This window comes from Bacillus sp. FJAT-52991, from assembly GCF_037201805.1.
Taxonomy (GTDB): Bacteria; Bacillota; Bacilli; order Bacillales; family Domibacillaceae; genus Bacillus_CE; species Bacillus_CE kandeliae.
Genome location: NZ_CP147404.1, coordinates 626,488 through 639,774 on the forward strand (window position 1 = coordinate 626,488; position 13,287 = coordinate 639,774).

The 13,287-nt window shown below is 38.0% G+C and carries 9 protein-coding genes; 3 read left to right on the forward strand and 6 right to left on the reverse strand.

The window, feature by feature from the left end:
* The first annotated feature begins 29 nt into the window (after positions 1-29).
* The gene (locus WDJ61_RS03330) at positions 30-263 is read left to right on the forward strand and encodes a DNA alkylation repair protein (RefSeq protein ID WP_338753138.1); all 234 of its coding nucleotides are present in this window, start codon (positions 30-32) and stop codon (positions 261-263) included.
* Positions 264-354: 91 nt separating this feature from the next.
* Here WDJ61_RS03330 and WDJ61_RS03335 read toward each other — a convergent pair whose 3' ends face one another.
* The gene (locus WDJ61_RS03335) at positions 355-927 is read right to left on the reverse strand and encodes a class D sortase (RefSeq protein ID WP_338754685.1); all 573 of its coding nucleotides are present in this window, start codon (positions 925-927) and stop codon (positions 355-357) included.
* Between the two features lie 473 nt (positions 928-1,400).
* On the opposite strand from WDJ61_RS03335, the gene WDJ61_RS03340 reads away from it, so the two are divergent.
* Together WDJ61_RS03340 and WDJ61_RS03345 are read left to right on the forward strand one after the other, a co-directional pair.
* Positions 1,401-6,992: a SpaA isopeptide-forming pilin-related protein gene (locus WDJ61_RS03340; protein ID WP_338753141.1), complete on the forward strand. Its 5,592-nt coding sequence runs from the start codon at positions 1,401-1,403 to the stop codon at positions 6,990-6,992.
* Between the two features lie 245 nt (positions 6,993-7,237).
* Positions 7,238-8,290 (forward strand): GerMN domain-containing protein, encoded by a 1,053-nt coding sequence (locus tag WDJ61_RS03345; RefSeq protein ID WP_338753142.1) that lies wholly within the window; start codon positions 7,238-7,240, stop codon positions 8,288-8,290.
* A 43-nt stretch (positions 8,291-8,333) separates the two neighbouring features.
* Here the strand turns inward: WDJ61_RS03345 and WDJ61_RS03350 are convergent, their stop codons facing one another.
* The 5 genes from WDJ61_RS03350 to WDJ61_RS03370 all read right to left on the reverse strand — a co-directional run bounded on the left by WDJ61_RS03350 (position 8,334) and on the right by WDJ61_RS03370 (position 13,089).
* The gene (locus WDJ61_RS03350; protein ID WP_338753144.1) at positions 8,334-9,089 is read right to left on the reverse strand and encodes an amino acid ABC transporter ATP-binding protein; all 756 of its coding nucleotides are present in this window, start codon (positions 9,087-9,089) and stop codon (positions 8,334-8,336) included.
* A 17-nt stretch (positions 9,090-9,106) separates the two neighbouring features.
* Complete coding sequence (locus WDJ61_RS03355) at positions 9,107-9,820, reverse strand: amino acid ABC transporter permease (protein WP_338753145.1); 714 nt, start codon at positions 9,818-9,820, stop codon at positions 9,107-9,109.
* Positions 9,821-9,832: 12 nt separating this feature from the next.
* Positions 9,833-10,549, reverse strand: coding sequence for an amino acid ABC transporter permease (locus WDJ61_RS03360; RefSeq protein ID WP_413789051.1), 717 nt, complete (start codon positions 10,547-10,549; stop codon positions 9,833-9,835).
* A 40-nt stretch (positions 10,550-10,589) separates the two neighbouring features.
* Positions 10,590-11,456 carry a transporter substrate-binding domain-containing protein gene (locus WDJ61_RS03365; protein WP_338753148.1) on the reverse strand — a complete coding sequence of 289 codons (867 nt, stop codon included), beginning with the start codon at positions 11,454-11,456 and terminating at the stop codon, positions 10,590-10,592.
* Positions 11,457-11,758: 302 nt separating this feature from the next.
* A protein-coding gene (locus tag WDJ61_RS03370) for an IS3 family transposase (protein ID WP_413789052.1) occupies positions 11,759-13,089 on the reverse strand; the annotation gives its coding sequence in 2 pieces (ribosomal slippage) (positions 11,759-12,678 and positions 12,678-13,089; 1,332 coding nt in all).
* Between the last annotated feature and the right edge of the window lie 198 nt (positions 13,090-13,287).

Genomic DNA, 13,287 nt, shown 5'->3' on the forward strand with positions numbered 1-13,287 from the left:
AAGGTGATTATGTATAATAGGGGGTTTTTATGAGTACTCGTTATTGTTGCCCAAATTGTCAAACGAATCGGTCGCGTTTTAATATTATTAAGCAAGTGGCCCGTGCAGTGAAGTTAGATCCACAGACGGGTGATGTAATGGAAAGTATGAGTGATCCGGGACCTTTGCATATCGCTTATAATGGACCAGAGCGAAGAGTGCAATGCGCGGTTTGTGGAGTAATTGAAGAGGAACGGTTATTTATTAAATTTGCTGAGAAGTAAAGTGCCAGTCATCGAAGCTGGCACTTTATTTTTTGTGGGAAATAGACAGAAAAGATAGGATTTTTAGGTGAAATAGAAATATGATAAAGGATTAATTTGTATTCTGTACCGGGTAGGCATAAGCTACGAAGCGTTCTGGAGCATTGCCTACGAATCTAAATGGGTAACAAGTTGTTACAACAAGCACTTCTTCTCCCATTTCTCTAATAACAGATGTATCATCTTCGTCTACGATCTCCGTATCCTTGATGACATATGAATAGGAGCCATATGGCATATGTACTATGAATGTATCGCCAATCTCAATTTTATTGAACTCTCGAAAAACCGTGTCCCGATGGCCTGATAAGACGATTTGTTCTCCCTGTCCTGGAAGAACAGATTGTGACAAATGTCCAATACCTTTACTTAGTGCATCTGCATCTGTACCTTCAACAACAGGTATCTCTTTTCCTAACTTCGGAATTTCGAGCGTAGAAAAAGCCTCGTTTTCATTCACTTTAAAGGTGTCTGGATTTGATTGCGCCTCTTTATTTGCTGCAATACGTGTCTCTGCCTCTTGCATGGAATCATTCTGAAGTTTTTCGCTTTGTAAAAATTGATAAGTAAATATACCGATAAAAATAATTCCGCTCATAAAGGTGAAGTTTCTTACCCATCTCAGCAAGATGATCTCCTCTTTCTATCTTTCATCTGCACGCTAAAAAGTGATGACTTGATTATTTCTTATTCATCATATCAGGACTTCTCAGAAAACGATATCCTCATCTTCGTTCAAAATTGCGGTTAAGTCATTATTTAGGAAAATATATATCCTGCTAAAATCATAAATGATAAACATATGATACTACTTTTTACCAAGCTTTCTTCTACTCATAGATAGGTTAAAAGGGGTGAATTTAGCCGTTGATTCACCTGCGATCATCGCAAGTATTAGCGACTAAAGATATGTTTAGAAATTGTAAAGATTGATAGTTTATTATTAATTAATAAACCAATATTTTTCTTGTGAAATATTTGCAGCTATGTTTGAATTGCGGTTGTGAAAAATATTAATAGTAAGATTTGAATCTATACATAATTAGAAAGTATGGGTAATAAGGTCAACCTATGGTGTAACGGAGGTAACAAAAAGGAATGAAAAGAAAGATAGGTATAATTAGCTTAATATTTATTTTCTTCTTCCAAAATATTATTTATGGGACAAGTTTTCCCACACATATTAATGCGGAAGAACTAGACCGAAGTATTTTGACAAATGTCACAATGACTGACCAAAGCGGCCAATTGATCGATGCTGACAAAAATCAAGAATTTAAGCCCAGTCGAGAAGCAAAGGTGGATTTACATTACGAATGGGCTATTTCGAATGCAGCTGTGAAGGAAGGGGATACATTTACCTTCCATCTGCCTTCTGTTTTTCAGATCAGTAGTGAAATAAATAGTTCATTATTAACAAGTGATCAAACAGAAATAGCCACTTACCATGTAGGCCAGGATGGTCAAGTAACGATTACTTTTAATAAAGAAGCAGAAAGCCAAGCCGATGCTAGCGGTAAGCTGAGTATTCCAGCTGAATTTGATCAAAATGCTGTAACAGGGAGTGAAAAGCTTCCAATTATTTTTGATCTCAACGGCAAAGAGCAAACGATTCATGTGGTCTTTCAATCAGATGTTGAAACACCTGTTGAAAACAAAGACGTTGAAGTACCAGTAGAAGACGATAAAGTTGTCCATCAGGAAGAGAAAGAAGTCAACATCGATGAAGTACCTGTTTTACCAGTGAAGCCAGCAGCAAAGGTAACGCAAATTCAGGAAAATATTATTACAGATGTTGTATTAACAAATAGAGAAGGTATTGAAATTCATGGGGAGAAAAATCCGGATAACCGTCCACTTTTAGGCACAGAAGTCGGTGTGCATTATTCGTGGAGACTCCCAATTGGTCATAAGTATGGTGCCGGATCTACATTTGAATTTCAATTACCAGATGCATTTGAGCTTTTCAATGAGGTTGACGGAAATTTAGCTACTGGATCCGGTGGAAGTGTCGGTACGTTTAAAGTCACACAGGACGGAAAAGTGACGATGACGTTTAATGAAAAGATTACAGATCGCTCTGATATTTATGGAGAACTTGAAATATGGAGCATATTCAGTGAAAGACTTCAAGGTAGTACCAATCAAATCATTGAATTTCCTACAGAAAACACAAAACTAGAAATACCTGTTCACTTTCAACCGAAGCCAGGTAAGACAATTGATAAATCAGGTGTTCCTGATACAGGTTATAATGCGAAAACGATCGATTGGACGGTTGATATCAATAAACAACTAGATAAGATTACACATGCCGTTTTAAAAGATCCGATTCAAGATGGGCAAGAATTACAAGCGAGTTCCATTAAGGTCTATGAGTTAGATATAAATTTAGACGGTTCAACAACGGAAGGGACAGAAGTTGAAGCCGATAAATACGAAATTGTCAAAACAGCAGATGGCAAAGACTTTGAACTTCAGTTTAAAGATGAAACGATTGATAAAGCGTATCGTGTGAAATATACAACAGCGATTACTGATCACAATCAAACATCGTATAGTAATAAAGCGATTTTATCAGGGGATAATGTAGCGGATATTGATGCCACTAGCACAGTTTCTGTCAGCCGCGGAAAACCTTTAGAAAAAAGTGCAACAAACTATGATTCCTTGACACAAACGATTGATTGGGAAATCAAATATAACTACAACGAGAAAAATATCGCTCAAAATGACGCTTGGCTTGAAGACTTTTTCACCAAGAGTCATGAGTTAAAAGGTGACATTAAGGTTTATAAAGTCACCTTAGATGAGAATGGAAATGAGGCTTCCCAGCAAGAAATTTCTGCATCCGAGTATACCTTTAAAGATGAAACAAAAACGGATGAGAATGGCTTTAAGTTACAATTCAATCAAGACATTTCATCCGCCTATAAAATTGTTTATCAAACAGTCGCGACGGAGCAAGTTTTCGATGGCGGGCCAATTATCAATACTGTGAAGTCCCACGATACAGAAAAAATCGCCACACAAGATACATGGCAAGAAATTCTTCGCAAACGGTCTGGAAATGAGAATTATAAAGACAAAACAGTTGATTGGGTCATTCAATTAAATGGGAATAACTTCAATATGACAGATGGAGTTTTAACGGATACATTCCCGAATGATGGCCTTGAACTGATAGAAGAGTCGTTTAAGATTTATAATAGCTCCACTACATTAGAAAAGGGGAAAGATTATAAGTTAGAACCAAAAAATGGTTCGTGGCAAGAAGGTTACACAATTACGTTTTTAGAGCCACTTACTGAAAGTTATACGATCACTTATAAAACAAAGTTTGATAACGACTGGAAGAAGGACAAAACTATAACTGGTTTTGACAATCACGCCAGCATGGTTTGGACAGATGGAAGCACATCAACAGAGAAAAGCAAAGAAACTACAGCTACATTCAATCCAGATCAGTATACAACGGATAACGGTTTTAAAAATGGTTCGTATAACGCACAAACAAAAGAAATTACATGGGGAATTGGTGTCAATTACAATTTGAAAAATATCAGTGACGCTAAAGTGGAAGATTTCATTTTACAAGGACAGAAATTGGTCGAAGGTTCACTGGAAGTGTATAACGTTGAACTGACTGGGGGAGCGGACGGCGTAACAATAGGTGATAAGGTAGATGAAAGTAAATATACGGTGGATTATTCCATTAAAGATCAAGCAGGCAATCCTGGCTTCCGAATTGATTTTGGAAAAATGGAAGCTCCATATTATATTACCTATAAAACAAGTCTTGAGGATCAACTGATTGTAGAAAAATATGAAAATACAGCTACGCTTTTTGACGGCAGCGACAAGTTGACAGATTTAAAAGGTAGCGTATCGGTTCAGCATGGTGGGGAATATGTCAATAAAGAAGCGAAACAGAGTGGGAAATTGGTAGATTGGATGGTTCATATTAACCGAGGCCAGTCAAAAATTTCTAACGCAAAAGTGACAGATACACCAAGTGCTAACTTAATCCTATTAGAGAATTCTTTCCACTTGTACAAAACAACGGTTGATAAGGACGGAAAGGTAACAAAAGGGGAAGAACTAGAAAGAGATAAGGACTACAAACTTGAAATCAAAACAGATGCTGACGATAAGCAATCATTTGAAATCAGCTTCCTGAATGAGATTGATTCAGCTTATATTTTACAATATCAAACGTTTATTAATGCCAAAAACGGAGATATGGTATCGAATGATGTGAAATTAACAGGCGAACAAATTACTAATGAAGAAACAACAACAAGTGAAAAATTTGCCGTTAAGTTATCAGGCGGTAGTGGAACAGGGTCTGGCGATACCGGTAATTTAGTAGTCACGAAGGTGGATGCTGCTGATAATGGGAAACTATTACCTGGAGCGACTTTTACTCTTTACGATAGTAAAGGTGAAATTGCTATTAAAACCGCAACAACAGATGCAGAAGGAAAAGTGACATTTAAAAATTTATTGTATGATGACTATTTATTGAAAGAAGATTCTGCGCCTGAAGGATACGTAGTTGGCATCCATGAAGCAGGTCAAGTAGTGAAGATTGATAAAGCAGAAGTCAATAAAACGGTTGAGAATAAGAAAATTATTCGTTCAGTGGAATTGACCAAAACGGATGATGAGTTTTCTTCTATATTGCTACCAGATGCCGTGTATAAGCTGCAGTATCACAATGGGGCAGACTACGAAGATACTTCCTATTCTGAACTGAAAACAAATGAAAATGGGAAAATCGTCATCAATGATTTAAAACCGGGTGATTATCGATTCATTGAAACAAAAGCCCCGTTCGGTTATGAATTAGATGCGACCCCGATTCCATTCACGATTGAACCGAATCAGACAGAAACCGATAAAGTTAGTCATACAAACAAGATCATGCTAGGTGATGTTGAACTAACGAAAGTGGACGAGTATGATCACAAAATCACTTTAAAAGATGCGGAGTTTGAACTGCAAGATAAAGATGGAAAAGTCATCAAAGACAAGTTAACAACGAATGACGAAGGGAAGCTGCTCATTGAAGACTTGCGCCCTGGCGACTATCAATTTGTTGAAACAAAAGCCCCAGCAGATTATGAGCTAAATACAAAACCGCTGAAGTTTACGATTGCTAAAGGTCAAACAGAGACATTGAAAGTTGATTTTGAGAATAAATTAATTCCAGGGGCCGTAAAATTAACAAAAATTCATAAAGATAATGCTAAGATTCCTTTAAAAGATGCCGAATTTAAGTTAATCAACCAAGACGGTAAAGTGATTCAAGAGAAGCTAAAAACAGATGATAAAGGGAAATTGCTCGTTAAAGATTTGAGACCTGGTAATTATCAATTCGTGGAAACGAAAGCTCCAGCAGGTTACGTTTTAAATACGAAGCCACTTGATTTCACGATTGATAAAAGCCAAAAAGAAACCGTGAAGGTGACGTTTGAGAATGAATTGATTCAATGGCCAAGCTATGAGTGGGATGAAGGCCAAGTTGAGTTAACGAAAGTAGATAAAGACGATCCGAAAAAGCCAATAGAGGGAGCGGTATTTACGTTAAAGGATCAATACGGCAATACTGTTAAAGAAGGCTTAACAACGGATAAAAACGGAAAACTAGTCGTCAAAAACTTGAAGCAAGGGACGTACCAATTCGTTGAGACGGAAGCCCCGTTCGGCTATGAGTTGAATGAAACACCTGTTCATTTTTCTATCGCCAATTATCAAACGGAGATTAGAGAAGTGACCTTCACAAATGAGCTTTCTACAGGTGCTGTCGAGTTAACGAAAGTGGATCAAGATGATAAAAAATTGAAACTAGCAGGTGCGGAATTCCGATTAGAAGACCAAAATAAAAATCCGATCAAGGAAAATTTATCAACGAATAAAGAAGGTAAATTGCTTGTAACAGACTTGAAACCAGGAGACTATCAATTCATCGAAACGAAAGCTCCGACAGGTTATGTAATAAATCCGAAGCCGCTTAAATTTACGATTGAAAAAGGGCAGAAGGAAACATTGTATGTCACTTTTGAGAATAAAACAGCTCAAAGTGCTGTCGAGCTAACAAAAGTAGACGAAGCTGATGAAAAATTGAAGCTAGCAGGTGCGGAATTCCGATTAGAAGACCAAAATAAAAATCCGATTAAGGAAAATTTATCAACGAATAAAGAAGGTAAATTGCTTGTAACAGGTTTGAAACCAGGAGACTATCAATTCGTCGAAACAAAAGCACCAACTGGCTACATTTTAGACGGTGAAAAAGTAGAGTTTACGATTAAAGAAGATCAAACTGAAGTCGAAAAAGTGATTGTTACAAACAAAAAAGAAAACGATGACGGACCGAGTAGTTCCGGTGGAGGCTCTGGGATTGGTAAAGATGCTGATGGTACTGATACGAACGGTAACAATAATAACGGTAACGGTACTAATGGCAACAATACTAATGAGCCTGACAAGAATCCTTCGAACACTAATAATCAAGGAAACTCTGGAAATTCCGACAACCATTCGCCTAATGATAAGCCATCTGATTCTAAGAATAAATTGCCTAACACAGCAACCAATATGTACTCTTGGTTAGCTGCTGGTATTGCTTTATTATTCATTGCTCTTATCCTTATGGTTGTTAACAAAAGAAGAAGAACGAATCAATAGAGTGCCTGTCACTCCTCGGTTTTTGTCGATTTAATGGACCGGAGCGAAGAGTTCCATGTGCGGTCTGTGGATTATTGATTAAATTTAATGAGAAGTAAAGTGCCAGGCGTTGAAGCTGGCACTTTATTTTTTTGTTGTGCCCAATGAGGAAAGTTATATTTTATGGTTGATAGTTTGAATAGGGAATGATATTGGGTAAAAGTAGAGTAACGAGGAAGCAAGAAGGATAGAGGGGGGAATAACACATGAAAAAACTTTTTCCAGTGATATGGTTAGTGTTCACCTTTGTTCTGGTCGTTGGATGTGCTAGTGAGAAAGAAGCGAGTCAAGGATATAATGGGAAGGAAAAGGAGCAAAAAAAGGCTGCTTCTGTGCGGGGGAAATTGAACATTGAGGATTATTTCCCGATGGTTGAAAATGTGAAGTATGTTTATGAGGGAAAAGGCAATGAATATGCCTCCTATCATGTGATGGTGGATTATCTTGAAAAAGGGCGAGTGCAGCAACGCATCGATAATGGCGGTACAGTTTTGGCCAATGTGATCCAGTTAAAGGATGGGAAGCTGAAGAGGATATTAACGAGAGAAGAAGCCTATTACCGGGAAAACCTTTTAAAAGCAAAAGGCGGTGAGGAGGAAATCTTGTTAATGGATCCGCTCGTTAAAGGGACCTCTTGGAAACTAAAGGATGGTCGTATTAGAAAGATCACCAATACAGCTGCTTCGGTTAATACGCCATCAGGCAGTTATCGGGCAATTGAAGTGATGACAAAAGACAAGGATAGTCAAACATTGGACTACTATGCGAAAGGAATAGGTTTAGTGAAGTCTGTCTTTCGGTCAGGGGAGATGGAAGTCAGCTCTTCATTAAGCAAGGTTGAGGAAAATGTTCCGTTTGTTCAAGAGGTTCGTTTCTTTTATCCGAATATAGATGATGAGAAGTTAAGTGACCAAACGAAAAAAATTAGTTTTAAGACGAATGATCTCACGAGAAAGAAGCTAGAGGAGACTTATAAACAGCCGGTAAGCCCTCCACTTGGAAAGGTTTTCTCCAAAAATACAAAAATCAATAGCCTCTACTTAAATAAGGATGGCATCGTATATATCGATTTAAATCAAGCCTTTATGAAAGAAATGAATGCGGGAGCTGGCTATGAGTCGATGATTTTGCAAAGCATCGCCAACACGTTTGGTCAATATTATCATGCTGAAAAAGTGATATTGACGATTGATGGAAAACTGTATGAGTCAGGACATATCTCCATGAAAAAAGGCGAATATCTTCCTGTACAATACTAAGTGCCAGGCACCTGTCGATTTTTGGCGGGTGCCTGGCATTTGTTTAGATGTAATAGGTAAATTCTTCGGGGATGACTCTTTTTAGAAATTGTTTCGTTCGTTCTTCTTTTGGTTGGGTGAAGATTTCTTTAGGTGTGCCTTCTTCGACAACGACGCCACTATCCATAAAAATGACTTTGTTGGCAACGTCTTGGGCAAAGGACATTTCATGAGTGACGACAAGCATTGTCGTTCCTTCTTTAGCAATGTTTTTCATCACGGTGAGCACTTCACCAACTAATTCTGGGTCTAGAGCGGAAGTCGGTTCGTCAAATAAAATAATGTCGGGATTTAAAGCGACAGCTCTAGCAATTCCTACTCGTTGCTGTTGCCCGCCGGATAGTTCGCTAGGGTAGGCATCGTATTTTTCGGATAGACCCACTTTATTTAGTACTTGCTGGCCGATTTCATTGGCTTGCGCTTTAGGTATTTTTCTGCCAATGATTAATCCTTCAGTGACATTTTCTAAAGCGGTTTTATTATTAAATAAATTATAGTTTTGAAAGACGAAGGCCGTTTTCTGTCTAACAGCATGAATATCCTTCTTTGAAGCTTTGTTTAAGTTGACTTCTAGCTCTCCGAAAATGGCTTGCCCTTGATCGGCTTTTTCAAGAAAGTTGATGCAGCGAAGCAAGGTTGTTTTTCCGGAACCACTTGGCCCAAGGATAACGACGACATCCCCTTTATCTATTTGTAAATCGACCCCTTTTAAGATCGGATGCTCTCCAAATGATTTGTGAAGGTTCTTAATTTCTAACATATTTCCTCAACACTCCCTTATGCATTAACGACTTTGTATTTGCTTACATGTTTTTCATAACGTTTAAATAAGTATTCCACTAAGCTACATAGAATAAGGTAAATGAGGAAAGTATCAATATATGCTTCGACGTAGTTGTAGCCAACATTGGCAGCTACTTTTGCTTTTAACGTAATTTCCTGAAGGGACAGAGCGTACCCTAAAGAGGTTGCTTTAATCAAGTTGACAGTGGCCGTACAAAGATTAGGCAATGCGACAACTAATGTTTGTGGAATAATAATTCTTCTAAAGGCTTGCACATTCGTTAAACCGACAGAGTAAGCCGCTTCAAGCTGTCCTTTGTTCACCGTACTGAGTGCTGAGCGAAAGACTTCGATTAGAATTGCTGTTGTATTGAATGAAAACACGATGAAGGCGTACCAAATGGGATGAATGTCGTACACGTTTATTCCGATCTTATATTTTTCAAACAGTATAGATAAAAATAAAGGGATACTGCTATAAACGATAAAAATTTGAACGATAATGGGGGTGCCGCGAATAAAGGAAACATACACTTGGGCGAAGCGGTGAAGCACCGGAATTCGATTGACCCTCGTTAAGGCGAGCAAAAATCCTAACGGCAAAGCAATAAGCAAGGAGACGACTGTAACGGCTAAAGCAATTGGTACGCCGGATAAAGCGACAAAAAATGTATCCACTAAAAAGCGGTAATCTAAACTTTCGGACACGTTATCACCTCCTTAAGTTGTTTTTAATACTTGTTTGCCTTTGCTAAATATTTTTTCCAATTTCGCAAAGGTTTGTTCGATCGCAATCGAAATCACCCAGTAAATCACTGATAGGGCGATATATGTTTCTAAAGCATGTGCGTTGTAACGGCCATCGATGATTAGACTAGCTTTGCCCATGACATCGATCAAGCCGATCGTATAAGCTAAGGAGCCTTCCTTTATTAATTCTAGTAAGCTATTGCCGAAGTTTGGCAAGGCCACAACAAAGGCTTGTGGAAAAATGATTCTTCTATATGCTTGAATCGGACTCAATCCAACACTTACAGCCGCTTCAAACTGCCCTTTATCAATGGCTTGATAGGAAGAGCGGATGACTTCAGACATGGCAGCAGCAAACTGAAGGGAAAAGGTGATGACGATGAACACCATTTTATCCACTTGATCTAAATTAACCCCAAATTGTTCAGATAGAGCGGGTACGCCATAATAAATTAAAAACAGTAACACGATGGATGGGGTACAACGAATCGCTGTCGTATAGGCATTGGCTAGCTTCTTGGCAAACGGATTGCCGCTGAGCTTCATAATGGCTAAAAGGAAGCCAAGAATAGTACCGAAAATGACAGAAAGAATGGAGACTAGAAAGGTTACTTTTAAAAAAGGCAGCAACATTGAAAACGATTGCCATATATAAGTCGCATCGAAATATTTCTCCAACTTGTTCACCTCCTATGCTTGGCGGGAGAGAGGGGGCTCCCGCTAATGGTTATCTTTTCACTTGATCTAACACTTCGAATAAATCCCGTCCGTAAAACTCTTTGCTCAATTCATTCGTTTTCTTGTCTTGTTTAATTTGTTTAATGGCTTGATCATACGCATCAGCCAATTCTTGTTCGTCTTTATTGAACAATGGCCATGTTTTAATGACGGCGAACTCATTATAAACAACGTCATTGACTAAATTATGATAAGGGCCATTTTTGTCAGTTACTTGTTTTTGGAAAGGTCCTTCGATCATGATCCCGCCGTCTACTCGTCCTTCATTGACCCATTGAACAACGTCCACGCTAAAGGAATCACCAGCTTTTAATTTCACCTTATTTTTCGGATTGGCTTTGTTGTATTCATCTACAATGGTGTATTGAGCGTTATTGGCTGCAATAGGAGCTAATGTTAATTCAGCAGAAGCAAAATCGGATAAGGATTTGATTTTTTCATTTTCTTTCTTTAAGACAAGACCTGCGCTGCTTAGTCCAAGGAACTCTTTAGGAAAAATAAACTTCTCGGTTCTTTCTTGTGTCCAAAATGCATTTTTGACCCCTACTTGATACTTTCCTTGTTCCACCCCAAGTAATAAGTCGTCACTTGAAGTACCGACGTATTCAAACTCATATTCTGGAAGTAATTCATCGACCAATTTCATGACTTCCACATCATATCCAGCTGGTTCGCCATTTTCATCGAGCCAAGAGATCGGCTTTGACGCTTGGTCATAGGCAACCTTTACTTTTTTTACATCAGAATCTTGAGTGGTGGAAGTGTTTGATTCCGTTTCAGATGAGCCGCATCCCGTTAATATAGTGACTAATGCGAAACTAGCGGCGACGATTTTTACTATTTTGTTCCTTTTCATCTTTCAACTCTCCTTTATTGTTTTGATTCAATGAGCTGACATATCGTTTGTTCACAATGCGGCACTCATTTTTTAATTCATAGTATACTTATAAGATATGTATACTATAGTGGGATGGTTTGTGAAAGTCAACATATTTTTACAGAATTTTATTTCAAATTCATATAAAGAGAATATTTAATTAATTTGGATCATATTTCCTATTGATGCGTTATAAATAGGGTTCAGGGACTTTTTGATGAAAAAGAAAACCCTGGGCTAGGCCTAAAGTGTACCCTTTGTAAAGGACATTTTAAAAAAGCCTAGGCAGTTTTTAGAAGATGATCTCTGTATTGAACAGGGGTCATCTTTTTTAGATTCCATTGATACCTATAGTTATTGTAATAAATCATATATTGCTTAATTTCACGTTTTAATTCCTCTAGTGTTATACATGGTTTAATATAGGCCTCGTCCTTAAAATGCCCAAAGAAGGATTCTTGCGGAGCATTATCCCAACAGTTACCTCGCCTGGACATGGATTGACGTAATCCAAGTTTCTTCACTAACTTTTGAAAATCAGGGTGTGTATAGTGGGTACCTTGATCAGAGTGTATCAAGGCATCTTCTGTCTTTCTAAAGTTTCGATTCTTCTTTAACTTCAGAAGGGTACCTGTAGCTAAATCCATGGTTAATCGGTCTGACACGTGATAGGCCAAGAGTTCATTGGTTGAGCTATCTTTAATTGTCGACAAATAGGCTTTCTGACCCTTTCCGTAATATAAATATGTGATATCGGTTAGGAGTACCTTTCCAGGGACACCTTGCTTAAATTGCCGGTTCAATAGATTTGGTACAACTCGGTGTTCTTGTGTGGCTTTCATCATTCGTCTATAAGGATTTGCCTTTCTGATAGGGCATATAATCCCATACTTCTTCATGATTCGCCGTATGCGCTTTAAATTGTAGACAACACCAAATTGACCCGCCAAAGTCATTTTGATTTGACGTGCCCCTTTTTTCCGTCTTTTAAAATGGAAGGCCTTTAAGACAATCCCCTTTACTACCTCATCTTTTTCATCTTTTAGCTTCCTTTGTTCTTGCGACGCTTTTGAGAAATAATTATAATAACCACTTCTTGAGACGCCAGCTGCTTTACATAGGTAGCTCACTATATTTTTTAATTGATATTTTTCGATAACTGATCGAATAAGGATATACTTTCGGCTAGGAGGAAGTGCTATTTCTTCATCCCCCTTTCTGCAAATCGAATCTTTTTTAAAAGTTCATTTTCCGCCTTTAACAAGTTAATTTGTGCTTCTAAGCGAGCATTTTTCTCCTCTAGGGATAATTCTCTTTCTCTAGGACGCCCTGAGTTACCAGTTCTAGTATCACGTAAACCACTTATCCCTCCCTCATTGTAAGCATCATTCCACCTTCTACTAGCTGACTTAATCCGGTGTTTCCCCAAAACATCTATGTCAAAACCATGTTGTTCAAATATATCTCTGGCAAACTTGCCTTTCTTTTTTTCTGCGATAAAAATATGTTTAAATTCATCTGTATAGGTAATTCCTTTTAAACTTACAGATTTAACGTAAGGATTAATTGATAGCAACTTGATCTCTTTTTCTGTAAAAACCTTTTTACTCATAATTTCTCCGTCTCCATGTCAATTTCTCTGGTTGTGTTTTTTATTATACAAAAAAGTACCCTATAGGTAGACTTTTTTAGTGTCTACTCTATAGGGTACACTTTAGGCCCAAGGTTCAAAGGTGATTGCTTTTTATCCCGCATTAACGGGCTGTAAGACCCCCACCTCAACATGGCAGAAGGAGCATAGCCGTGTAGG

Excerpts from the sequence above, each read along its gene's own strand:
- WDJ61_RS03345 (WP_338753142.1), top strand. The coding sequence starts at position 7,238 with ATGAAAAAACTTTTTCCAGTGATATGGTTAGTGTTCACCTTTGTTCTG.
- WDJ61_RS03350 (WP_338753144.1), bottom strand. The coding sequence starts at position 9,089 with ATGTTAGAAATTAAGAACCTTCACAAATCATTTGGAGAGCATCCGATC.
- WDJ61_RS03330 (WP_338753138.1), top strand. The coding sequence starts at position 30 with ATGAGTACTCGTTATTGTTGCCCAAATTGTCAAACGAATCGGTCGCGT.
- WDJ61_RS03340 (WP_338753141.1), top strand. The coding sequence starts at position 1,401 with ATGAAAAGAAAGATAGGTATAATTAGCTTAATATTTATTTTCTTCTTC.
- WDJ61_RS03365 (WP_338753148.1), bottom strand. The coding sequence starts at position 11,456 with ATGAAAAGGAACAAAATAGTAAAAATCGTCGCCGCTAGTTTCGCATTA.